Below are 22,800 nucleotides of genomic sequence, written 5' to 3'. Positions count from 1 at the left end.
TTGCGCCATGCGTATGACGAAGACTGACCGAGCATGAGAGACGACATCCTGCGGGAATCCTTCGGCGGACTGGTGGCGTTCGTTGCCGTGGCCCGCGAAAAGAGCTTTACCCGGGCGGCGGCGCACCTTGGGCTGTCGCAATCGGCCGTCAGCCACGCCGTGCGGGCGCTGGAGACGAAGCTTGGCGCTCGCCTGCTGGCGCGCAACTCACGCACGGTCTCGCCCACCGAGGTTGGCGAAAGGCTGCTGCAGTCGGTCGCTCCGCAGCTGGAGGAGATCGATGCCGAGATGTCCGCCTTGTCGGCGCTGCGCGACAGCCCCATGGGGACGATACGCATCACCGCCTCGGATCATGCGATCCGTAGCGTGCTGGCAGCCAGACTGAAGAAATTCCTGCCGAAGTATCCGGGCATCCAGGTCGAACTGTTTGCCGACAATGGCCTGGTCGATCTCGCGGCCGAGCGGTTCGATGCCGGTGTTCGCCTGGGCGAGATCATCGCGCAGGACATGATCGCGCTACGCATCGGCCCGGACATCCGATTCGCCGTGGTGGCCACCAAACGATACTTTGCCAGGCATCCCCTCCCCGGAACGCCGGATGACCTCATGCAGCACAACTGCATCAACCTGCGCCTGCCCACCCACGGAGGACTCTGGGCCTGGGAGTTCGAGAAAGACGGAAGGCAGATGAACGTCCGCGTGAACGGCCAGCTCACCTACAACAGCATCTATGACTGCCTCGATGCCGCGATGGCCGGCCTCGGCGTGGCGTACGTGCCGGAGGACATGGCGCAGCCCTACATCCGCACCGGCCACCTCGTATCCGTGCTGGAAGACTGGTGCCCCTACTGGTCGGGATACCATCTCTACTACCCCAGCCGGCGGCAACCGTCGGGGGCCATGTCCTTGCTGATTGCGGCCCTGCGTTACGAGCCCCAGTCCAGCCCCGCCCGGGAAGGAAGCTGACCCCGCACCGGCAAAAACGCTATCGGGCCTCAGCCACCGATCACCCTCATCACCATCACATCGCCGGAGAAGCGCTCGGCCTGCTTGTCCGCCAGCGCTCGCGCGGAGAGCTCGCGAATCCGCGCCAGCGCCTCGGCGCGGGGCAGCTCGAGCACATCCCCCAGGTAGTGACTCCGACTGGAAGATAGGCAGCCATGCAGCCATCCCGTGGAGCTCAGCCGCGCGCGGCTGCAATGGCTGCAGAACGGCGCACTCTCGTTCGCGATGACAGCGAAGTGTCCGCGCCCCGGAATTTCGAAGCGTTGCGCGGTGGCGTCCAGGGCGCGGGGAGCGCTCGCGAATGCGTAGCGCTCGGAAATGGTCGCGAGGATCTCGGCCATCCCGAAGAACTGGCGCTGAAAGGTGCGAGGGTCCCGGGCCAGGTGCCCCATGCGCATCAACTCGATGAAACGCAGCTCCATACCGCGTGCCAGGCAGTATTCGAGCATCGGCAGGACCTGCTCGTGATTGTACCCGCGCAGGGGCACCATGTTGATCTTCACCCGCACACCGGCCGCGAGGGCTTGATCGATACCCTCCAGCACCTCATCCAGGTCGCCGCCACGGGCGATGCGGCGTAAAACCTTGGCGTCCAGGGTATCCAGCGAAACGTTGATGCGTTCGACGCCAGCCGCCAGCAGCACCGGGAGCTTGCGCGACAGCAACTGGCCATTGGTGGTCAGGGAGACATCCGCGAACCTCAATCGCCCCAGTTCGGCCATGAAGCCGTCGAACAACGGACTGATCAGGGGCTCGCCACCGGTGATGCGCAAGGTGCGAAGGTCGTTGACGACCTTGAGGTACTCGACGGCCAGGAGCAGCCTGGGCAGAGACAACGCCTTCCGATCGGCATGCAGGCGCTTGCCATCCGGCACGCAGTAGACGCAGGCGTAGTTGCAGGCGCTGGTCAGGCTCACGCGCAGGTTACGCAGCCGCCGCCCCTGCGCGTCGATGATCCGGTCCTGTTCATCATCGTTGAGCAGCGGCTCAGAGCGCATCGCGCGGCCTGCCTCGATAGACACGGACGACATCGGCCATGACGGCCAGAGCGATTTCCGCCGGCGTCTTGCTACCCAGCGCCAGACCGATGGGCATCTGCAGACGGGCGATCTCTGCCTCGCTCAGGCCACCGGAGCGACGCAGGCGCTCGGCACGCGCCGCCGAGGTACGTTGAGACCCCATGACACCGATATAGAACGCGGGCGTGCGCACGGCCTCGATCATCGCCAGATCATCGATTCGCGGGTCGTGGGTCAGCGCCACCACGGCGGTGGCCGTGTGGCAGCCATCGGCGCCGATGAACAGCGAAGGCAGCTCCTGGCGCACCTCGATACCGGGCACATCGAAGCCGGCATGAGCCTCTTCGCGCGGATCGCAGACAATGACCTCGAAACCCAGGGCCAGTGCGAACTGCGCGCAGACCACGGACACCGGCGAGATACCCGCGATGATCAACCGCGCGGCCGGTCCAACGCGTATCTCGACCGAATGCCCATCCGCCGACTCGACCACTCGCGGCCCCAGGCCATCGTCCTCGCGCAACTGCAGCTCGCCGTTGCACAGATCGACATACCGAAGCAGATGACGCTGCCCCTGCAGCGTTGCACGCAGGCTCTCCAGGTGATCCCAGGTGGCGCTGTCCGCGGGCAGGCGCTCGATCAGCACCTTGAGAATCCCGCCACATGGCAGTGCGATCCGCGACCCCTGCGGCCCCGGGGGATCACCGTAGCGCAGGGTCGTGACGGTGCACTCGAACGCCCCACCCTGCAGCCGCTCGAGAAAGTCCTCCTCCACGCAACCACCGGACAGCGAGCCGATATGCACACCATCGCGACGCGCCGCCAGCAGGGACCCCGGCTCGCGGGGCGAGGAACCGAAGGTGGCCAGTACCGTACACAGCCACACCTCCTGCCCCGCGCGCGACCACGCCAACGCCTGCTCGATAACCTGCAAGTCCAGATGCTGCATACTCAAACGACCCAATCCTGCCCGATGGGCATCAGTTCATGAAAAAGAGGGGCTGCCAAACGGCCGAAGATCAGCGTTGCGCTGGCGCGCATCGCCGAGCGGAGAGAACGAGTCCCCGATGAACGCTCGGACGCCAAGCTAGCACTGGCCCTCTTTCTCCATAAGGCGCCTGGAGCGGATGGCTCCATGAGCTCCATTGATAAATTGCGGGCACGCTGACCCTTCGCTGTGCGCAAGCCCGGCCTCTCAAACATTCCGCAACATTCTGCGCACGGAGCCGTTTGCGAGGGGTTCGGCCACGGACCGCCCAGGCCACGCTCTCGATAAGCCCGTCCCGGCATGCAGGTAAAAGCCCCTGATTCCCGCAATGCCTCCGGTCCCGGCGATCTTCTTCGGCTGCAACCACCGCATGCATCGGCGACACCCTCGCCTGCCACCCCACACCGATTAATCGATGGGACGCATAGGTCCATGCAATTTTTCCATCTACCTGAGCTGGTATTTCATCTGGGCTAATACCCGGAGACTGCAACCGGGCCGCGCCCGCCAGGCTGCAGAACGCGAAGAATCCGGCGTGCTGGAACGGCGCCGTCTGTTGTCGCCACGGCCGCCCCGGCCACTTCTCACCGAGTCAAGAACACTACGATGCCTGGCGCGCACGCCAGCGATAGCCAATCCATCCGAGGAGGAGACCTATGGAGTTGATGATCAATGGGAAGAAGCGCCAGGTAGATGCCACCCCCGATACGCCTCTACTCTGGGTCATCCGCGAGGAACTGGGCCTGACAGGCACCAAGTACGGCTGTGGGGCCGCTCAGTGCGGGGCCTGCACCGTACTGGCGGATGGGCGCCCCATCCGCTCCTGCGTCATGCCGGTGAGCAGCGTGGCCAACCAGTCCATCATCACCATCGAGGCCATCGAGGAGGACCCGGTGGGCAAGCGCGTGGTCGAGGCCTGGGTCGAACACCAGGTGCCGCAGTGCGGGTACTGCCAGTCCGGCCAAGTGCTGACCGCGACCTCCTTGCTGAAACAGAACGCCCAGCCCAGCGAGGCGGAAATCGCCGCGTCGATGGTGAATCTCTGTCGCTGCGGAACCTACAACGCCATTGCCAATGCCATGCAGCAACTGGCCAAGGGCTAAGGAGATGATGCCGATGAATATGCCTCACATTCCCGACTCCCTGCCCACGGAAGGCAAGACCTTCAATCTCTCCCGCCGCCGGTTTGTGGGGACCTCCTTGAGCGCCCTGGTACTGGGCGTCCTGCTGCCCGGCAAGGTCGTGAGAGCCGCCCAGAGCGTGGCCTCCGAAATCAAGCCTGGCACCCGTATTCCGGCCTTCCTGGAAATCCGTCCGGACGGCACGGCCCTGCTGCGCAGCCCCTTCGTCGAAGGCGGCCAGGGCATCTACACTGCCTTCGCCCAGATCGTCGGCGAAGAACTCGATATCGCGCCGGAGCGCTTTTCCGTCGAATGCGCTCCGCCGGGAGCCGACTACCTGCTGGTGAATGGCGCCCGCTTCACGGGCGGCAGCTTCTCGGTACGCTCCAGTTACGAGGTGATGCGCCGCCTGGGGGCCTCCGCACGCCACATGCTGCTGCAGGCCGCCGCCGCCAAGCTGGACGTGCCGCTGGACAGCCTCACCACGCAACCCGGCATCGTGGTGCACCCGGCTTCCAGCCGTACCCTGGGCTACGGCGAACTCTCCTCCCTCGCCGCTGCGCTGCTGCCCCCTGAGCAGGTGCCCCTGCGCGCCAGGAAGGACTTCCGCTGGATCGGCAAGCCTGTGCCGCGCCTCGACGCCCACGACAAGTCCACCGGCAAGGTGACGTACAACATCGACACTGAAGTCGAAGGCATGCTCCTGGCGGCTGTCCAGCACGCACCGCGCATGGGTGGCGAACCCGAGGCCATCGCCAATGAGTCTGAGGTCAAGGCGATGCCGGGCGTGCACTCGATCCATCGCCTGCCCGGCGCCGTCGCGGTGGTGGCCCAGCGCTGGTGGCAGGCCCGGCGCGCCGTGGAGTCGCTCAAGGTCAACTGGAAGGAAGCCGCGCCGGGAACCCCGCACGCCATGCCCGCTGATTTCTCCTCCGCCGGTATGTGCGCCGCGCTTGCCGCCGCTCCCGGCCCAGGCATCGCCGCCGAGGAGATTGGCGATGCCGCCAGGGCGCTGGAGCAGACCAGCCGTGTGATCGAGGCGACTTACGACGCCCCCTATCTGGTCCACGGCCAACTGGAGCCGCCATCGGCGATCGCCCGCTGGAACGCGGACGGCACCCTCGAGCTTTGGCTACCCAACCAGGCCCAGGAACTGTTCCAGCAGGCCGCAGCCAAGGTCGCGGGCATCGCCCCCGACAAGGTCATCATCCACTCCTCGCCACTGGGCGGTTTCTTCGGGCGGCACTTCCTCTACGGCACGGCGAACCCCTTCCCCCAGGCGATCCAGCTGGCCAAGGCCGTCGGACGCCCGGTGAAGCTCATCTGGAGCCGCGAAGAGGAGTTCCTGCGCGATGCGCTGCGGCCGATGGGCCTGGCGCGCTTTCGCGCCGGAATCGACGAGAACGGCCTGCCGCAGGCCCTGTACGCCGAGGCCGTCGGCGAGAGTCCCACCGAGCGCTGGTTCGGCCGCCAGCCGGACAAGGCCAATAAGTCGGCGGTCGAAGGTATCGCCAGGAAACCTTACGCCATTCCCAATCGGCGAGTGGCGCAGGTCTACCTGGAACATCCGCCCACCATCGGTTACTGGCGCTCGGTGGGGCATTCGATGAACGACTTCTTCTACGAATCCTTCCTCGATGAAGTGGCCGATGCCGGCCAGCAGGACCCGTACGCGCTGCGCCTGCGCCTGCTGGCCGACAAACCACGGCACAAGGCGCTGCTGCAGGCGGTCGCCGAGCTTTCGGGCGGCTGGAAACGGGGCCCCTTCACCGCCGGCGACGGCAGCCAGCGCGCGCGGGGCGTGGCCATGGCGTCGCCGTTCGGCAGCGAGGTCGCCACCATCGCCGAGGTGTCCATCGAGGGCGGCTCGGTGGTGATCCACGATGTTTGGGTGGCCTTCGACCCCGGCAGCATCGTCAACCCCGCCATCGTCGAGGCCCAGGTGAAGTCCGCCGTGGCGCTGGGGCTTTCGTCCACGCTGCTGGAGGAGGTCGTGTACGAGAACGGCATGCCCCGCGCGCGCAACTTCGGCGCCTACGCCATCCTGCCGCCCAGCCGGATGCCCCGTGTGTACGTACGCATCGTCGAGAGCGGCGCGCCCATGGGCGGCGTTGGCGAACCCGGACTGCCGGGCGTGCCGCCGGCCGTGATCAATGCGGTCGCGGCTCTCACCGGCCAGCGGGTACGCAGCCTCCCCCTGTCCAAGACCCGCTTCGCTGGCGCTTGATGCGCCAGCCCGGTCTCATCACATCCCCCGCTACCAGTAAGGAAACCGATGACCATGAAGCGTCCCTTCCAGGCCACCTTGCTTCTCGCCCAGCTCTGCACCGGCGCCGCGCTCGCCGATGGCATCAAGGTGATACCCAATGGCGACCAGGCCAGCATGGCGGGCCCGGCCGACTACTTTACCGGCGCCGTCGTGGTCGACATGCTGTTCACTCCCACTGAATACAGCCAGGTCAGCGGCGGTCACGTCACCTTCGCGCCGGGCGCCCGCACGGCCTGGCATACCCATCCACGTGGGCAGACGCTGATCGTCACTTCCGGCAAGGGCTGGGCGCAGGAATGGGGCAAGGAGAGGCGAGAGATCAAACCGGGCGATGTGGTTCAGATCGCCCCTGGCGTCAAGCATTTTCACGGCGCTACCGCCACCAACGGCATGCGCCATATCGCCCTCCAGGAAGCTGCCGATGGCAAGAATGTCGAATGGCTGGAGCAGGTCAGCAACGAACAGTACGCGAAATGACGCCCCTTAGGAGGAGCGTCTGATCTGCCTCGCCTTCCGCTCGGCGGCAGCTATGCCGCCGCCGGTGCCCGCTCATGTCGCGCGTGGCATCGTGGCGATACCGCGCCAGGGGCAATGCCATCTCTCGGTCGTCGAGCCCGAGCGGATCATGCTCAACTGAGGTGAATCACCGCAGCTCCGGGCCTCGCGGTCAACGCTCGAGTTTGCGGATCGTGGCCTTGAAGGATCCGGGGCGACGCATGAGTTCGATGCCGGAGTCGAGCGTGCCCAACTTCACCAGGCCGCTGGAGTAGCGAAAGTCCTTATGGAAGATGGCGAGGTTTCCCCAAGGGGCGTAGTAGGCCAGATCGCCAACTTTGGGGGTGATACCGGCGGATGCACCGGTGGTCGACAAACGCTTCGGCAGATCGCTGATCTTCTCCGTGGCGGCATAGTCTTCGAGCGTCAGCGAAAGCGGCAGCAGAGAGGCAAAGTCCCTGGCGGCCTCACTATCCTCGAGTGTCGCGGTAATTGTGGTTCCCTCTATCTCGATGCTGATCTGCATGGTGTTCTCCTGGCGGATGACGGGTGATTGAGTGTCAGGGTGATCCGCGCCACCGCCCGCTCCTGCGTTGGCTGAAATCGTGGCCATGGATGCCATCAACACCGCTATCGGTAGTAACCGCGCTCTGAAAAGCCTAACCAGCATGACGCCTCCTGGAGTTCTCTCGTTGCGGCGCCATCTATATACGAAATCCGCCACTCATTGATCCGCTAGCAGCGAATGGAGCCATGAACACCGCTCATGAAAAGTGATCTGTCTCAGGCTATGTTGACACTGACCTGCTGCCGGTTTAAGCCCAGCCCTTTCAAGGCCTTTTGCTTTTTGAGGCTCTGCTGCGCACCGATCCTGGCTGGCAGATTGCTCCAGAGCCAGAGCACGGACTCGCCCGACGCTGTCGGCCGATCCAGGCGCAACTCGATGCGGCCCCAGTGCGGTTTAAACCAACATCATGTTCAAATTGCCCGCTCCAGCGTCAGACGTACCATGACGCTGGCCGGTGCCTGCTTCTCGAACCGCGCCAGAACCGCATCCCACATCGCCTTGTTCTCCTGATCGATTATCGGGGGGAGAGTTTACGCAAAGCCCTTGAAAGAGCTGGGCCTCACGAGCCCTTGCATCAATCGTGATGCACCCCCGCACGTTTGAGCAGTTGCCTGCAGCGCTCGGACAGGTGCAGCACGCGCAGGTGTTTGCCGGCCTTGGCGTAGCGCTCGCGCAGGGTCTTCAGCGCGGCGATGGCCGAGTAGTCGACGAAGCTCAGGTGGCGGCAATCCAGGGTCACCTGGGGCGGGTCGCCGGCGGGATCGAACTGGTTGAGGAAGGGCGTCGTGGAGGCGAAGAACAGCGTGCCGTGCAGGCGGTAGAGCTTGCTGCCGTCGGCTTCCCGATGGGTGTCGGCGTACAGCTCGCGGGCCTGCTGCCAGGCGAAGTTGAGCGCGGCGATGACGATCCCGCAGAGCACGGCGGTGGCCAGGTCGGTGAACACGGTGACGATCGTCACCGCGACGATCACCAGCGCGTCGTGCAGCGGCACCTTGTCGAGCACCCGCAGCGAGGCCCAGGCGAAGGTCTGCTGCGCCACCACGAACATCACCCCCACCAGCGCGGCGAGCGGGATGCGCTCGATCAGCGGCGCGAGGAACAGCACGAACAGCAGGATCATCACCCCGGCGACCACCCCGGAGAGCCGGCCGCGGCCGCCGGAGCTGAGGTTGATCATGGTCTGGCCGATCATCGCGCAGCCGCCCATGCCGCCGAACAGGCCGGACACCAGGTTGGCCGCGCCCAGCGCCGCGCATTCGCGGTCCGGGTAGCCACGGCTCTCGGTGATCTCGTCGGTGAGGTTGAGGGTCAGCAGGGTTTCCAGCAGGCCGACCAGCGCCATCAGCACCGCGTAGGGCGCGACGATGCCCAGGGTTTCCAGGTTCCAGGGCACGTCCGGCACGGCCGGGACGGGCAGGCCGCCGGCGATGTGCGCCATGTCGCCGAGGGTGTGGGTCGGCAGGCCGAGCAGGTAGACCAGCAGGCCGACGCCGAGGATCGCCACCAGCGCCGGCGGCACGGCGCGGGTCAGGCGCGGCAGCAGGTAGACGATGGCCATGGTCGTCGCCACCAGCCCGAGCATCAGGTAGAGCGGCGTGCCGCTCAGCCAGGCCTCGCCGTCCTTGAAGTGCTCCAGCTGGGCCAGGGCGATGATGATCGCCAGGCCGTTGACGAAGCCGAGCATCACCGGATGCGGCACCATGCGGATCAGCTTGCCGAGGCGCAACAGGCCGAAGGCGACCATGATCAGCCCGCCCAGCAGCACGGTGGCGAGCAGGTACTGCACGCCATGCTGCACCACCAGCGCGACGATCACCACGGCCATCGAGCCGGCGGCGCCGGACACCATGCCCGGACGGCCGCCGAACAGGGCGGTCAGGGTGCAGATGATGAAGGCGCCGTACAACCCCATCAGCGGGCTGAGGTGGGCGACCAGGGCGAAGGCGATGCACTCGGGCACCAGGGCGAAAGACGTGGTGAGTCCGGCCAGGATATCGGCGCGCAGATGTTTCGGTTTCATGGTTTACCTGAGCTGTTGGCCGGCGAAGCCGACCGCAGGGGGGATGGCTGGAAAAAGGGCTTCGGATGTTACGGACTCGAAGAGGACAGGGCCAGCTATCGGATAGCCACCATCCCCGGGCCGTCATTGCGCGTTGGTAGTCGCCGCACCGGGTCCGCTGCGGACCGAGGCCCGCCGCTTGCGAACGCGATAGCCGGCGGAAAACCGGACGTTCCGGCGCGCTGGCGGGATGAAGCCTTGCGTTCATCCCGCAGCGGCCTCAGCCGAACAGCATCACCAACCAGTCAATGAATACCCACAGACGCGGCGTCAGGTGCCGGTGATGGAGATAGAGCACCGTCATCGGCAGCGCCGGCGGCGGGTGTTGCGGCAGCAGTTCGACCAGGCTGCCGGCGGCCAGCTGGCGCTCGACGTGGTAGCGCGGCACCTGGACGATGCCCAGTCCCGCTTCGCAGGCCGCCACGTAGGACTCGCCGTTGTTGACTGCCAGGCTGGCCGGCAGGCTGTGCGTCTCGATCCGGCCGTCGATGCTGAATTCCAGCGCCAGCAGCCGCCCAGTGAAGTCGATACAGCGGTGTTCCGCCAGTTCGTCGAGCGTGGCCGGCAGGCCGTGGCGAGCCACGTAGCCGGCGCTGGCGCAGGTCAGCTGGGGCACCGGCGGCAGGCTGCGGACGATCAGCATCGTCATCGCTGCCATCACCGCCGCCCTGTGCACCGGCATTCGCCCTTCACCCCCGACTCCCAACGAGTTCGGGGCATTGAACCTCGCCCGGCCCTTTCCCTCCTGCCGTCGCCAAGGCCCGGATTTTCCTGATCTTTTTTATAAAAAATAGGGTTGACACCCGAATCACTGCTGATAATAATGCGCGCCACTTGGCTACATAGCTCAGTCGGTTAGAGCGCAGCATTCATAATGCTGATGTCCCAGGTTCAAGTCCCGGTGTAGCCACCATATAAAACAAGGGGTTAGCGAAAGCTAACCCTTTTTTATTGCGCCTGTGACTACGAAGTGGCTACAACGTGTCCCCACTGAGCCAGCGGCGAAAGGCGCAATGTCGACTCCAGATGCTCAGGCGACAAAGATCCGTTCGCGGATGAACTCACTGTCATGCCTCTTGCGTGCCCCTTGGTGATCTCGAAAGCCACGGGCAATCCATGCACATCGACGGCCTGATGGACCTTGCTCGTGTGTCCCGCGTGGCTTCTGCCGATGGCTTCGGGCTGATCGTTGGCGGGCGCCGGCACTGTGCCGGCGGGCCTTCACCAGCCGCTCAGGCTGCGTAATCGGTGGACAGCGACAGCGCCTTCCACGCGGCCAGTTCGGCGGCGACCTGCGCATTCTTTTCCTCGATCCGCGCTACCGCATCGCTGCCCAGCGGCAGGCGCAGCGGCGGCTGCTCAGCATCCGCCAAGGCGAGGATGGCAACCGCCAGCTTGGCCGGATCGCCGGGCTGCACGTGGTTGGCCGAGTGGGCGAAGCGCCGCATGGCGCCGACGGTTTCGTCGTAGTCCGGCAGTTCCAGCGCGGTCTTCACCAGCGACTGCTCGTCGAGGAAGTCAGTGCGGAAGAAACCGGGCTCGACCACCGTGACGCGGATGCCCAGCGGCGCGACCTCCTGATGCAGTGCTTCGGTGATGCCCTCCACCGCGAACTTGGTGGAGCCGTACACGCCCCAGCCCATGTAGGCCTGGTAGCCCCCCAGAGACGAGATGTTGATGACGTGGCCGGAGCGCTGCCGGCGCATGTGCGGCAGTACCGCGCGGGTCACGTTGAGCAGACCAAAAACGTTGGTGGCGTACAACCGCTCGACCTCGCCGGCGCTGGTTTCCTCCACCGCGCCGAGCACGCCGTAGCCGGCGTTGTTGACCAGCACGTCAATACGGCCGAAGCGCTCAATGCCCGCGGCGACGGCCTGACGGGCCTCGCTCTCCTGGGTCACGTCCAGCCGGACGGCCAGCAGGTTGGGATGGTCGCCCAGCCGCGCGATCACGTCGGCGGGCTTGCGAGCGGTGACGATGACGGCGTCGCCGGCTTGCAGGGCCTGTTCCGCGATCAGGGCACCAAAGCCACGCGAAGCCCCGGTAATCAGCCAAGTGCGCATATCGATTCCTCCGGTCTTCGGTCTCGCACCGTGCGAGGCCGTTGACGTCACTCTAGAGCTGGATTACTCATGTGATAATCCCAATAAAATGGCATGAGCTTTTGAGCCGTACTCACAAATGAAGCCCGTCTCTGCCGCCGATCTGGCGATCTTCCTCGCTATCGCCCACCACCTCAGCTTCAGCCGCGCGGCGGTCGAGCTCGGCCTATCGCCGTCGGCCCTCAGCCATGCGCTGCGCGGGCTGGAGGAGCGCCTGGGCGTGCGCCTGTTCAACCGCACCACCCGCAGCGTGGCCCTCACCGAGGCGGGCGAGCGTCTCTATGCGCGGGTCAAGCCGGCGTTTCGCGACATCGACGACGCCCTGGAAGACCTCAACAGCTTCCGCGACAAGCCCTCGGGCACGCTGCGCATCAACGCCGGCCGCCCCGCCACCCAGCTGGTGCTGCTGCCGCTGGCGAGCCGCTTCCTCGCCACCTATCCCGACGTGCGCCTGGAGATTGCCTCGGACGACGCGCTGGTGGACGTGGTGTCTGCCGGCTTCGACGCCGGCGTGCGCTTCGGCGAGCGCCTGGAGGCGGACATGGTGTCGCTGCCCATCGGCCCCTATATGCGCTCGGTGGTGGTCGGCGCGCCGGCGCTCTTCGAGCGCTACCCCAAGCCGCAGAAACCCCAAGACCTGCACGGGCTGCCCTGCATCAGGCACCGTTTTCCCAGTGGCAGCTTCTACCGCTGGGAGTTCGAGCGCGACGGCATCGACCTGGAGATCGAGGTGGACGGCCCGCTCACCCTGGACGACGTCGGCCTGATGGTCGCACCCGCGGAACAGGGCGTCGGGCTCGCCTATGTCTTCGAGGAGGTGGTCAGGGAGCCGCTCGCCGACGGCCGGTTGATCCAAGTGCTGTCGGACTGGTGCCCCTACTACCCTGGCCTGCACCTCTACTACCCCAGCCGCCGCCATGTACCGGCCGCGCTTCGGGCCTTCGTCGAGTTCGCTCGCAACGCCTCGGGAAGTACCTAGATATGCAGTCTCAGGAAGTCATGCGTCAGGTTTGAACGCGAAATCCGGCTGCGGCTGCCCACCGGACCGGCCGCAGCGCCCCAGGTCGATATTCATCCGGCACGGCGCCAGCGTTCCGGCCTGGAGATCGCGTACGCTTCGTTCGTCTCGTGAGGCACCTGCACGCCCTGGCGCGACGGGGCGGAAAACGGCCAAGGGCTTTGGAAAGATGCGGTAAGATTCAGCCGAAACCCGCAAACGGCATGCTGTATCTCCGCAGATGCATTCCCGACTCTCGAGCAAGCACCGCTCGCACATACCTACGTACGCTACAGGCCGGCCTCAGCGGAGCACGGCGCAGCAGGATGAGTTGATGAACAAGCGAAACAGACTGGAAGGCTTCAGCGCCCGCGAAGATGAACTGGAAGACTTCGGCTTGGAAATTGACCAGCCCCGTCTCGCCGAGCGGCGCCGGAGCAGCACCGGCAGCCTGGTGCTGCAGATCGCCCTCGGTACCTGGCTCGGTGGCATGGCATTGATGCTCACCTGGTATGGCCTGTCGCTGGTGCTGCCGGAGGCAGCGGACCTGCAGCTGCACCTGCGCTGAGGCCCGGCAAGCCGGCCTTTTCGCCATACCAGGCCGCCTCTGGGGCACAGCGTCTCAGGAAGCGGCTCGACTCGCAGTCACCACCCGGTGCCGGCCGAACGTACGCAGGTCGCGGAGGAAGTTGTCCCGCCAGGTGTTCAGGTCCGCCGCGCGCAGGGCCCGCATCATCTGCTCGTAACGTTCCTTGCGCTCCTCCAGCGGCATGTGCAGGGCGCGGTCCAGAGCCTCGGCCACGCCGAGGCAGTCGTAGGGATTGACGATCAGCGCCGAGGTCAATTCGCGGGCTGCCCCGGAGAATCGCGACAGCACCAGCACGCCAGGGTCGGCAGGATTCTGCGCGGCGACATACTCCTTGGCGACCAGGTTCATACCGTCGCGCAACGGGGTGACCAAGCCGACATTGGCGGAGCGGAACAACCCCATCAGGGTGCGTCGGTCGAGGCTCTTGTTGAGATAGTGCAACGGCGTCCAGTCGAGGTCCGCCAGACGTCCATTGACGTGCCCGGCCACGGTTTCCAGCTGCTTGCGGATGGTCTGGTAGGTCTTCACGTCCGAGCGTGAGGTCGGGGCGATCTGGATGAATTCCACGTTGCGTCGATGCTCGGGGAAATGCTCGAGAAATTGCTCGTAGGCCTGGAAGCGCTCGACCAGCCCCTTGGAGTAGTCCAGCCGGTCGACGCTGATGAGGGTCTTGCGCAGCCTGCCGTCCGTGGTCTGCCCAATCATTGGGCGGCGCCCCCGGTAGGACTCGGCCAGACGGCGGATATCCTCAGGCATCACGCCGATGGGATAGACGCCGGCGCGGAAGTTCTGTCCGTAGGCGCTCAGGCTGCCGTCCGCCTTGACCACCCCGCCCACTTCGCGGCTGATGTAGTCCTGGAAGGCCAGCCGGTCGGTTTCGGTCTGGAAGCCGATCAGATCGTAGTAGCAAAAGGTTCGAAACAGATCTTCGTGCGGGGGGATGGCGGTGAGGACTTCTGGCGCTGGAAAGGGGATATGCAGGAAGAAGCCGATGCGGTTAGTGATGCCCAGCTGACGACAGACAGCGGCGAAGGGAATCAGGTGGTAATCGTGGATCCAGAGGATGTCGTCGGGGCGCAGCAAAGGTTTGAGCTTTTCAGCCAGCATCGCGTTGACCCGCCGATAGCCCTCGTACTCCTCACGGCAGTAGCGCGCCAGATCGATACGGTAATGGAAGATCGGCCAGAGCGTGGCATTGGAAAAGCCGCGGTAGTACTGGTCGTAGTCCGACTTGCTGAGGCCCAGGGTGACGTAGGTGATATTGCCGATGGTCTCGCAGGCAGTCTCCGGTCTCTTGCTGACTTCCCCACTCCAGCCGAACCAGATGCCGCCATTCTGCCGCAATGCATCGTACACGCCCACGGCCAGTCCCCCCGCAGCGACCTTGCCCTCGCGGATAGGAGCGACCCGATTGGAAACCACGACTAGACGGTTCATGGATAAACCTCCGATTTGAGAGGCTGGACCAACTCGTCCAGCCATTTTTCCACCGCCGTGACAGAATCCAACCGCTGTCGCGCGGCCGTCTCGCCGGGGCCTACCTTGAACGAATGCCCTCCCAGAACGTTGACCGCCTGGAAACCGGCTTCGTCGGTGAGATCGTCGCCGACGAATACCGGCACCCGACCGCTGAACGGCGGCTCGCGCATGAATTCGCGGATCACTTCCCCCTTGTTGGCCCCACGGGGCTTGAGCTCGAACACGCACTTGCCCGGCTGCAGAGTCAGCAGTTCGGCATGACGGCGGGCGAAATCCTCGGCCAGGGTGCGGGCGATCGCCTCCAGCTCGGGTGCCAGACGGAAATGCAGCGCGAAGGCCAGGCCCTTGTTCTCCAGATGCAGGCCGGGGTGCCGGGCGCAGGCCTGCACCAGTTCGTTCTCGACCCGGCGCAGGGCCTCCGGGTCCAGGCTCAACCGGCGCAGCCGCCCGTCGGCGTCACGGCGCTCGGCGCCATGCACGCCCGCGGCCGGCAATCGCAACGGATCGAACAAACGGTCGAGATCCTCCAGCCGACGCCCGGAAATCACAGCGATCGGAACACCGACGGCCTGGAGCCGGTCAAGAGCAGCGAGGATGACAGTGGGAATAAATACCAGCTCCGGGCGGGGCTGTATCTCGGCAAGCGTTCCGTCCACATCGAAGAAGAAGGCGCAGCTCTGCAGGTCCTGCGCACTTGGGGGGCATTGACCGTTCATATCGATTGGGACCGCCAATCAGCGGCGCAGTTTCGCCACACCTGGATCAATGGCACAGGAGCAGCCGGCTCATGCCGGCCGGCGGCCTGCCTGAATCATCTGCCGTGGCGCGGGTCACACCCTGCAAGAACGCAGCCCCGGCAGGAGGTTCCCATGAAACATCGCAAACCCCAAGTGCAGGAAATCGATGACATCGAGGATCGCATGGGCTCGCTGGAGCCGCTGGATTTCAGCGACCGTAAGGATGAGCGCCAAGGTCATGCCGGCGATCTGCGGCCGGCCGAGGAGCTGCGCGAGGAATTCCCGCCGGAACGGGTCCGCGAGGCTGGCATGACCGGTGGCGAAATACCAAATGGCCAGCCGACCATGGATGATGCGGATCTGGAAATCCTTATTCTGGAAAATGGCGCCCGCTCGCCGCGGGAGCGCGGCCACGGGCTACCGGCAGACGAGAATCTGAGCATCGTCTCTGCCGACCGGATCGGCGCAGGCGGCGGTCTGGACGAGGCCGAAGTGGCACGTGTCCTCCCCCTCGACGGTCAGCCTTGGGACGGTCCTGCGGACAAGGAGGCCGAGTCAGACGAGGAAGTCCTTTCCGATGAGGAACTCAAAGGCCCCGCACCACTGGATTCGTCGCACGACAGAGCATCGTGAGCGCTCAATCCAGCAGGGTGCAGGCCATCACCAAGGCGTCCTCGCGTCCGCCGGCGGCCGGGTAGTAGTCGCGCCGCCGGCCAACCTCGTTGAAACCGTAGCGCTCGTAGAGCCGGTAGGCGGAGCCGTTGCTGGCCCGCACCTCGAGGAAGCACTCCGCGGCCTGGCGCTCCCGTGACCGAGCCATCAGATGTTCCAGCAGCCGCAGACCGAGCCCACGGCCCTGGTTCTGTGGCTTGACGGTGATGTTCAGGAGGTGCACCTCGTCAAGGATCACCTGGATCACCCCATGGCCGACTTGCTGGCCGCCCTCGAACATCAGCCAGCATTCATAAGACTTCAGGGCATCCTGAAAGATGCCGCGGGTCCAAGGGTGGCTGAAGGCAGCGTATTCGATCTTCAGCACCATATCCAGATCCGCTTCGGTCATTGGGCGAAAGCTAATCGCATCATTCATTCACGGACATCCAGCGCACACGTACTCGGCGCATGGCGCGCCACAGCTCGGCCTTGCGGGCCGGTTCATCCATCAGGGTTTCCAGACCGGGCAGCGCCCAAGCCGGCGGCAGACCCTCGATCTGCAGTTCGCGACTGCAGGCATCGGCCTCGACCGCGCCAGCGAAACGCAGCGCCGGCAGGCCGACCAGCCACAGGCAGGCGCACTCACCCTCCTCCTCCAGCCGCGCGGCGACAAAGGTCTGCACGTATTCCAGCGCCGCCTGAGGCCCCTGGTCCAGATTGCCGCCCCTTAGCAGCGGCCAGCGTACCGGCTCACCGAGCGGGCGCGGGCTGTCCACCAGGCCGGCGGCGCGCAAGAGGTCCCTGAGCAGCAAATAGGCTGGGTCACGGCTCTGGAAGGGGTCACCGGTGGGCAGCTCGACCAGCAACGCGCAGCGCCCGGCGCGCAGCAACTGCAGAGCGAAGCGCGGCGGCGGCATCGGCGCAGCCCTGGGCGCGGCGGGCTCGACCGCGCGATCGCTGGCGGCCGCGACTGGCGCTTCGGTCCTGGCGGCGGGGCGCGGCACCTCGATCTTCGGTCGGGCAATCATCGACCGCGGGCCCTGGAGTGGAACGACGGGCGCCGCTTCCGGGCGCACCGGCGTCGGTGCCTCGACAGGCTCCAGTGGTTCGAGCAACTCCGGACGCGACGGCGCGGCGAACGGCAGCGCCACCCGCGGCAGCCAGCTGACCACCTGCATGGCGCCGAGATAAGCGCGGCGACGGGCCTCGTCGATCAAACGTCAGCCGCCTGCGGGTGGGCCTTGGGCACGCCGGCCCGCATCAGGTTCAGCGCATTGATGTAGGCCTTGGCCGAAGCCACCAGGATGTCGATGTCGGCGCCGTTGCCATTGACGATGCGCCCGCCCGTCTCCAGACGCACCGTGACTTCGCCTTGGGAGTCGGTGCCTTCGGTGATGGCATTGACCGAATAGAGCTGCAGATTGGCCTGGGAAGCGGCGATCGACTCGATGGCCTTGAAGATCGCATCCACCGGGCCTGCCCCCTCGGCCGTCGCCTCCTGTTCGCGGCCGGCGACGGCGAGCAGCAGGTGCGCCCGCGGTACCGTGCCGCTCTTCGAGACGACCTCCAGTGAGTGCAGACGGTAGTGTTCCGGTGCTTCCTCATCCTGGGCTTCGGAGACCAGCGCCTGCAGGTCTTCGTCGAAGATCTCGTGCTTCTTGTCGGCCAGCGCCTTGAAGCGGGTAAAGGCGGCATCCAGCGCGCCATCGTCGGCGAGCTGGATGCCCAGCTCCTCCAGGCGGGTGCGGAAGGCGTTGCGTCCGGAATGCTTGCCCAGCACCATCTTGTTGGTGTGCCAGCCGACCGACTGCGCCGACATGATCTCGTAGGTCTCGCGGTTCTTGAGCACGCCGTCCTGGTGGATGCCCGACTCGTGGGCGAAAGCGTTGGCACCGACGATGGCCTTGTTCGGCTGTACCGGGAAGCCGGTGATCCCCGACACCAGCCGCGAGGCGGCGAGGATGTGCGGGGTATCAATGTTGGTGTAGACGCCGAGCAGGTCGTGGCGGGTCTTGATCGCCATGACGATCTCTTCCAGCGCGGCGTTGCCGGCGCGCTCGCCGAGGCCGTTGATAGTGCATTCCACCTGACGCGCCCCGGCCACCACTGCGGCCAGCGAGTTTGCCACCGCCAGGCCCAGGTCGTTATGGCAGTGCACCGAGAATACCGCCTGATCGGCGTTGGGGATGCGTGCGAGCAGTTGGCCGATCATCTCGCCGTACTGGTGCGGAATGGCATAGCCGACGGTGTCCGGGATGTTGATGGTGCGTGCGCCGGCATCGATAGCCGCCTCGATGATCCGGCAGAGGAAATCGACTTCCGAACGGCCGGCATCCTCGCAGGAGAACTCCACGTCGGCGCACAGGCCGCGCGCTTTCTTCACTGCCCGCACGGCCTGCTCGACCACTTGGTCGGGCTGCATGCGCAACTTGTACTGCATGTGGATCGGGCTGGTGGCGATAAAGGTATGGATACGCCCCGAATTGGCGCTCTTCAGCGCCTCGGCGGCGCGCTCGATGTCCGCGTCTACGGCACGCGCCAGGCTGCACACGATGCTGTCCTTGATACTCTCGGCGATCGCCTTGACCGCCTCGAAGTCACCCGGACTGGCAATGGCGAAGCCGGCCTCGATCACGTCCACCTTGAGCCGCTCCAGTGCCTTGGCGATGCGCAGCTTCTCTTCCTTGGTCATGGAGGCGCCTGGGCTCTGTTCGCCGTCGCGCAGGGTGGTGTCGAAGATGATGACGCGGTCTTTGCTGCTCATTCGCGGGCTCCTCATGGCCCCGCCGGGCGAGCGGCGGGGTTCGGGCATTGTTTAAGCTTGCCGTGGACAAGCCAATAGCGGAATTGTGGCCGGAAACGTGGCAGGCGGAAAGCAGCCGGGGGCGAATCCAGGAGGCCTTCGAGACGACGGCCTGCCGTCAGAAACGACGAAGGGCCGCAGCATCGGTCCTAATCCAGAGCTACTTCTTCTCTTTCTCCAGGGCGATCTTCGGCGCCCACTGCAGCCACTCGTCATTCGCCTCGCCGAACAGCGGAAAGGTCTGCCCCGGGATCGCTGGCTTGCCCATCTGCTCACCTTCCGGGGTGGCGAAGGCTATGCCGCCCTCGAGCAGGGTTTCCAGCGATTCGGTACGCACCTGCGCGCCCTTGAGCAGGCCGAAATCGAAGCCGAAGCCACTGGTGTTCCAGAAGCGGCTGCCGCTGCGCACCAGCGGCGCGTAGCGCGGCTCGATGAGGATGCCGATCAGCACCCGATCGGCATTAGGGCCCAGCTCGAATCCGGTGACCTTGCCCACAGTGACCTCCCGGTAGGTGACCGGCACGCCCGCCTTGAGCGAGCCACGCCGCGGCGCGCTGAGCACCAGGTTGAGTCCGGCCTCCTGGGTAAAGGCGGCCGGCGCCTGGGACACGGCGACGAAACGGGTCTGCCGTGGGGAGTTATCCGGATCCGGGCGTACCTCGATATAGGGTCCGCTGATCAGGGTGTCCAGGTTGGCCGTACGCATCAGCCCCAGTTCGGGCCTGACCACCCAGAACAGGCTGCCGGCGCGGGCGATGCGCTCGGTAGCCTGGGTGATCCGGGCGTCGAGCAGCACCGACTGCAGGTCCTCGCTCAACTCGACCCGCTCCACCTTACCGACGTCCATCCCCTTGTAGCGGATCGGCGTACCGGCCTTCAGCCCGTCGCCACTGTCCACGCGGATCTGCAGCTCCAGCCCTGCCTGCAGGGCGCTCTCGCGGTCGGCATGCAGCGTATAGCGTGGAATCCGCCGGGTACTGGCGGGCACCTTGGGATCCGGCGTTTCGAAGGCGATGCCGCCGGCCAGTAGGCTCTGCAGGGACTCGCTCTTCACCTCAATCCCGGACAGGCCGCCAGTCAGGGTGATGCCACTGGCGTTCCAGAAGCGCGTCGAGCCGTTCACCAGACTGGCGTACTCCGGCTCGATGTGCACGCCCAGCAGCACACGGCGGCGGTTGCGGGACAGCTGGAAACTCTGCACCGAACCGACCTTGATCTGCCGGTAAAGCACCGGGCTGCCAATATCCAGCGAGCTCAGGGTGTCGCTGCTCAGCACCAGATGCAGGCCAGGAGCGCCAAGATCCATTGGCGGCGCCTTGGAGCGGGCAACGAATGCACGCTTGGCCGCTGCGCCCCTCTCGCCCGGACGCATGGCGATGTAGTTGCCCCTCACCAGCGCCTCAAGGCCGGTGACGCCGCCCAGGGAGATCGATGGCTTGACCACCCAGAAGTCGGTTCCCTCAAGCAGGTAGTCCTCGGCCAGAGGGTCCAGGGTCAGCTCGGCCGTGGCGCTGGAAAGGCCGGGCTTGATCTTCAGCGTCTTCAGGATGCCGGTCTGGATGCCCTTGTACACCACCGGGGTGCGCCCGGCCTCCAGCCCCTCGAAATCACTCAGCTTGAGCATGACCTTGATGCCGGTCTGAGCGGCGTCAAAGCTGTCATAGAGGCGAAACGGCAAGCGCGGATCGGTGGGCGGGCTGTCCTGGCGGTTTTCCGGCGTGGCGAAGGCGATGCCGCCAGCCACGATACTGGCCAGGGACTCGGTGCGGAACTTGACACCACCGAGCCCCGCATCGACCGTGATGCCGCTGGCATTCCAGAAACGCGTGTGCTTGCGCACCAGATGGGCATAGGCCGGCTCAACGAAGATCTTGATCTCCACCGTACTCAGGTCCTCAGCCAGCTGGTAGCTTTTTACCCGACCGACCTGGATCTGCTTGTAGAACACTGGGCTGTCTCGATTCAGCGAGCCCAGCCGCTCGGCCTTCAGGGTGATATGCAAGCCCGGCGTACTGTCCGGCAACGGCGGCTCTTCGGACAAGGCGGTGAACTTCTCGCTTGGCTCGCCATCCCCCGGACTGACCGCAATGTAGTTGCCCGATACCAGAGTTTCCAGGCCGGTGATGCCAGCCAGGGTGACCCGCGGCTTGACTAGCCAGAAACGCGTATTGCTGCGCAGATAGGACTCAACCTCCTTGTTCATTTCCAGCGTGGCGATCACCCCCTTGTTCGAGCCTTCGTCATCCAGGGTGAGCTCCACGACCTTGCCAACCGGCATTCCCTTGTAGATCACCTCAGTCTTGTTGACCTGAATACCCTCGCCGCTGGAAAAGCGCACCTGAATCTCGATGCCAGCCTGGCTATAGGCATGCCAAGCTAGCCAGGCGCCGATCAGCAAGGCGATCAGCGGCAGCACCCAGATCGCTGACCAGGTAGAAGCCGGGCGAGCCCTGGCCTCGGGCAGGTCATTCATGCTCATCGTCGGACTCCGTGTTGTCCCAAATCAGGCGTGGATCGAAGGTAACGGCCGCCAGCATGGTCAGGATCACCACAGTGGCGAAGGCGACGGCTCCCAGGTTCGGCTCGACCTTGGCCAAGGTGCCGAAATTGACCACGGCCACCAAGATGGCTATGACGAAGATGTCCAGCATCGACCAGCGGCCAATCCATTCGATAAAGCGGAACATGATGATGCGCTGACGGGCGGATAGCGGCTGGTGACGCTGCACGGAAATCAGCAGCAGAGCGATGCCGACCAGCTTGAAGGTAGGTACTAGGATGCTTGCCACGAACACCACCAACGCAACAGGCAGGGATCCCATATGCACCAGGGCGATCACGCCGGATATAATGGTGTCCGGCTCTCCCTTGCCAAGGGAGCTGACGGTCATGATGGGCAGCAGATTGGCCGGGATATACAGGATGGCCGCGGTAAGCAGTAGTGCCCAAGTGCGCCCCAGGCTATTCGGGTGGCGCGCATGCACTCGCGCGCCACAGCGAACGCAGTGTTGCCCGCTGAGGCCCTTTTCATGCCGATTCAGCTGATGGCATTCCGGACAGACGAGAATACCCGCATCAATGGCTCGCATGGGCTCTCCCCCGGGACAGGCCTTCCCAGACTTGGTGCGGTGACATGGTGACCTCCAGCCAGACTTGTACCAGAAGCAGGCAGACGAAGCAGACCAGCCCTGCCCCAACCGCCAGATCGGCTAGGGAGACCAGCTTGACGATCGAAACCAGGATGCCCATGAAGTAGACCTCCAGCATCCCCCACTCGCGTAGATAGTGGTAGATGCGATACAGCAGCAGGCCATAACCGCGACCGACATCCCAGCGGATGCTCAACAGGACCGCTAATTGGCAGAGCAGCTTGAGCAACGGAATCCCCATGCTGCAGAGAAAGACGACCACGCCAATACCCCGCAGGCCACTTTCATAAAGAGCGGCAACAGCGCTCCAGACCGTGTCCTGGGTCGTCTGGCCCAGAAGACGAAGGTGCAAAATCGGCAGGAAATTGGCCGGCACATAGAGCAGCAAGGCGGCAATGACCAGCGCCAGACTGCGCCCCAGCATATGGGGCCGATGGCTGAACAGTTCGAAACCGCAGCGGGGGCACTCGGCATGCTCACCCGCTACGAGCTTGGGCTTGAGCATCAGCAGGTCGCACTCATGGCAGGCAACCAGCTCATTTAGAGGAAGCCCTGTAAGATCAGGGGACCTGTTCAAATCATGCATGGCAAGTGCCCAAGTGAAACGGTCGCCCATTTTAAACGAGCATGGAGGCTTGTAGGATGCCTCTCCTTAGCGAGCCCAAGCAAAAACCCCCGAGCCGCTGTCGTGGCTCGGGGGTTCGGGATAGGCGCTTGACGATGACCTACTCTCGCATGGGGAAACCCCACACTACCATCGGCGATG

Annotated in this window: 21 protein-coding genes, 1 tRNA gene and 1 pseudogene; 8 read left to right on the top strand and 15 right to left on the bottom strand. The window is 65.0% G+C overall.

Features of this window, described 5'->3' with window-relative positions:
- Positions 1 to 33 precede the first annotated feature (33 nt).
- Positions 34 to 966 carry a LysR family transcriptional regulator gene (locus tag ACYVD0_RS23195; protein WP_460428982.1) on the top strand — a complete coding sequence of 311 codons (933 nt, stop codon included), beginning with the start codon at positions 34 to 36 and terminating at the stop codon, positions 964 to 966.
- Between the two features lie 29 nt (positions 967 to 995).
- Here the strand turns inward: ACYVD0_RS23195 and ACYVD0_RS23190 are convergent, their stop codons facing one another.
- On the bottom strand, positions 996 to 2,003 hold the full coding sequence (locus tag ACYVD0_RS23190; RefSeq protein ID WP_460428981.1) for a GTP 3',8-cyclase MoaA: 1,008 nt from the start codon (positions 2,001 to 2,003) through the stop codon (positions 996 to 998).
- Positions 1,993 to 2,973 carry an XdhC family protein gene (locus ACYVD0_RS23185; protein ID WP_460429043.1) on the bottom strand — a complete coding sequence of 327 codons (981 nt, stop codon included), beginning with the start codon at positions 2,971 to 2,973 and terminating at the stop codon, positions 1,993 to 1,995. The genes ACYVD0_RS23190 and ACYVD0_RS23185 overlap by 11 nt, the downstream gene beginning before the upstream one ends.
- Before the next feature lie 695 nt (positions 2,974 to 3,668).
- On the opposite strand from ACYVD0_RS23185, the gene ACYVD0_RS23180 reads away from it, so the two are divergent.
- The 3 genes from ACYVD0_RS23180 to ACYVD0_RS23170 are packed head-to-tail and all read left to right on the top strand — an operon-like array spanning position 3,669 to position 6,879.
- On the top strand, positions 3,669 to 4,115 hold the full coding sequence (locus tag ACYVD0_RS23180; protein WP_460428980.1) for a (2Fe-2S)-binding protein: 447 nt from the start codon (positions 3,669 to 3,671) through the stop codon (positions 4,113 to 4,115).
- A 4-nt stretch (positions 4,116 to 4,119) separates the two neighbouring features.
- Entirely contained in the window at positions 4,120 to 6,360 is a 2,241-nt protein-coding gene (locus tag ACYVD0_RS23175; protein ID WP_460428979.1) for a xanthine dehydrogenase family protein molybdopterin-binding subunit, read from the top strand.
- A 54-nt stretch (positions 6,361 to 6,414) separates the two neighbouring features.
- Positions 6,415 to 6,879, top strand: coding sequence for a cupin domain-containing protein (locus tag ACYVD0_RS23170; RefSeq protein ID WP_460428978.1), 465 nt, complete (start codon positions 6,415 to 6,417; stop codon positions 6,877 to 6,879).
- Between the two features lie 190 nt (positions 6,880 to 7,069).
- Here the strand turns inward: ACYVD0_RS23170 and ACYVD0_RS23165 are convergent, their stop codons facing one another.
- The 3 genes from ACYVD0_RS23165 to ACYVD0_RS23155 all read right to left on the bottom strand — a co-directional run bounded on the left by ACYVD0_RS23165 (position 7,070) and on the right by ACYVD0_RS23155 (position 10,206).
- A complete protein-coding gene (locus ACYVD0_RS23165; protein ID WP_460428977.1) occupies positions 7,070 to 7,423 on the bottom strand; it encodes a cyclophilin-like fold protein in 354 nt (117 codons plus the stop codon).
- Positions 7,424 to 8,039: 616 nt separating this feature from the next.
- Positions 8,040 to 9,485, bottom strand: a complete 1,446-nt coding sequence (locus ACYVD0_RS23160) for a SulP family inorganic anion transporter (RefSeq protein ID WP_460428976.1) — start codon at positions 9,483 to 9,485, stop codon at positions 8,040 to 8,042.
- Positions 9,486 to 9,744: 259 nt separating this feature from the next.
- A complete protein-coding gene (locus ACYVD0_RS23155) occupies positions 9,745 to 10,206 on the bottom strand; it encodes a type 2 periplasmic-binding domain-containing protein (RefSeq protein WP_460428975.1) in 462 nt (153 codons plus the stop codon).
- Between the two features lie 154 nt (positions 10,207 to 10,360).
- On the opposite strand from ACYVD0_RS23155, the gene ACYVD0_RS23150 reads away from it, so the two are divergent.
- Positions 10,361 to 10,437, top strand: a tRNA-Met gene (locus ACYVD0_RS23150).
- 152 nt (positions 10,438 to 10,589) lie between these two features.
- Here the strand turns inward: ACYVD0_RS23150 and ACYVD0_RS23145 are convergent.
- A pseudogene (locus ACYVD0_RS23145) lies at positions 10,590 to 10,749 on the bottom strand (IS5/IS1182 family transposase); the annotation flags it as partial.
- Positions 10,750 to 10,756: 7 nt separating this feature from the next.
- Positions 10,757 to 11,587 carry a Rossmann-fold NAD(P)-binding domain-containing protein gene (locus tag ACYVD0_RS23140; RefSeq protein WP_460428974.1) on the bottom strand — a complete coding sequence of 277 codons (831 nt, stop codon included), beginning with the start codon at positions 11,585 to 11,587 and terminating at the stop codon, positions 10,757 to 10,759.
- Positions 11,588 to 11,705: 118 nt separating this feature from the next.
- On the opposite strand from ACYVD0_RS23140, the gene ACYVD0_RS23135 reads away from it, so the two are divergent.
- Both ACYVD0_RS23135 and ACYVD0_RS23130 read left to right on the top strand, forming a co-directional pair.
- Positions 11,706 to 12,605 carry a LysR family transcriptional regulator gene (locus ACYVD0_RS23135; protein ID WP_460428973.1) on the top strand — a complete coding sequence of 300 codons (900 nt, stop codon included), beginning with the start codon at positions 11,706 to 11,708 and terminating at the stop codon, positions 12,603 to 12,605.
- Positions 12,606 to 12,957: 352 nt separating this feature from the next.
- Positions 12,958 to 13,191 (top strand): hypothetical protein, encoded by a 234-nt coding sequence (locus ACYVD0_RS23130; RefSeq protein ID WP_460428972.1) that lies wholly within the window; start codon positions 12,958 to 12,960, stop codon positions 13,189 to 13,191.
- Positions 13,192 to 13,245: 54 nt separating this feature from the next.
- Here ACYVD0_RS23130 and otsA read toward each other — a convergent pair whose 3' ends face one another.
- Both otsA and otsB read right to left on the bottom strand, forming a co-directional pair.
- A complete protein-coding gene (otsA, locus tag ACYVD0_RS23125) occupies positions 13,246 to 14,649 on the bottom strand; it encodes an alpha,alpha-trehalose-phosphate synthase (UDP-forming) (protein WP_460428971.1) in 1,404 nt (467 codons plus the stop codon).
- The gene (gene otsB / locus ACYVD0_RS23120; protein WP_460428970.1) at positions 14,646 to 15,407 is read right to left on the bottom strand and encodes an HAD family hydrolase; all 762 of its coding nucleotides are present in this window, start codon (positions 15,405 to 15,407) and stop codon (positions 14,646 to 14,648) included. The genes otsA and otsB overlap by 4 nt, the downstream gene beginning before the upstream one ends.
- 153 nt (positions 15,408 to 15,560) lie before the next feature.
- On the opposite strand from otsB, the gene ACYVD0_RS23115 reads away from it, so the two are divergent.
- Positions 15,561 to 16,061, top strand: coding sequence for a hypothetical protein (locus ACYVD0_RS23115; protein ID WP_460428969.1), 501 nt, complete (start codon positions 15,561 to 15,563; stop codon positions 16,059 to 16,061).
- 4 nt (positions 16,062 to 16,065) lie between these two features.
- On the opposite strand, the gene rimI is transcribed toward ACYVD0_RS23115, so the two are convergent.
- From rimI to ACYVD0_RS23085, 6 genes are all read right to left on the bottom strand, one after another.
- Positions 16,066 to 16,518, bottom strand: a complete 453-nt coding sequence (gene rimI / locus ACYVD0_RS23110) for a GNAT family N-acetyltransferase (protein ID WP_460428968.1) — start codon at positions 16,516 to 16,518, stop codon at positions 16,066 to 16,068.
- Positions 16,511 to 17,299: an energy transducer TonB gene (locus ACYVD0_RS23105; RefSeq protein WP_460428967.1), complete on the bottom strand. Its 789-nt coding sequence runs from the start codon at positions 17,297 to 17,299 to the stop codon at positions 16,511 to 16,513. Before ACYVD0_RS23105 ends, rimI begins: the two co-directional genes overlap by 8 nt.
- Positions 17,296 to 18,846, bottom strand: a complete 1,551-nt coding sequence (locus ACYVD0_RS23100; protein ID WP_460428966.1) for a 2-isopropylmalate synthase — start codon at positions 18,844 to 18,846, stop codon at positions 17,296 to 17,298. The genes ACYVD0_RS23105 and ACYVD0_RS23100 overlap by 4 nt, the downstream gene beginning before the upstream one ends.
- Positions 18,847 to 19,045: 199 nt before the next feature.
- The gene (locus ACYVD0_RS23095; protein WP_460429042.1) at positions 19,046 to 21,358 is read right to left on the bottom strand and encodes a PqiB family protein; all 2,313 of its coding nucleotides are present in this window, start codon (positions 21,356 to 21,358) and stop codon (positions 19,046 to 19,048) included.
- Positions 21,351 to 21,974, bottom strand: a complete 624-nt coding sequence (locus ACYVD0_RS23090) for a paraquat-inducible protein A (protein ID WP_460428965.1) — start codon at positions 21,972 to 21,974, stop codon at positions 21,351 to 21,353. The genes ACYVD0_RS23095 and ACYVD0_RS23090 overlap by 8 nt, the downstream gene beginning before the upstream one ends.
- A complete protein-coding gene (locus ACYVD0_RS23085; RefSeq protein WP_460428964.1) occupies positions 21,961 to 22,620 on the bottom strand; it encodes a paraquat-inducible protein A in 660 nt (219 codons plus the stop codon). The genes ACYVD0_RS23090 and ACYVD0_RS23085 overlap by 14 nt, the downstream gene beginning before the upstream one ends.
- Between the last annotated feature and the right edge of the window lie 180 nt (positions 22,621 to 22,800).

The organism is Azotobacter armeniacus (assembly GCF_054779355.1).
The sequence above is the reverse complement of the archived record's forward strand: the minus strand, read 5'-3'. Positions and strand labels throughout refer to the sequence as shown.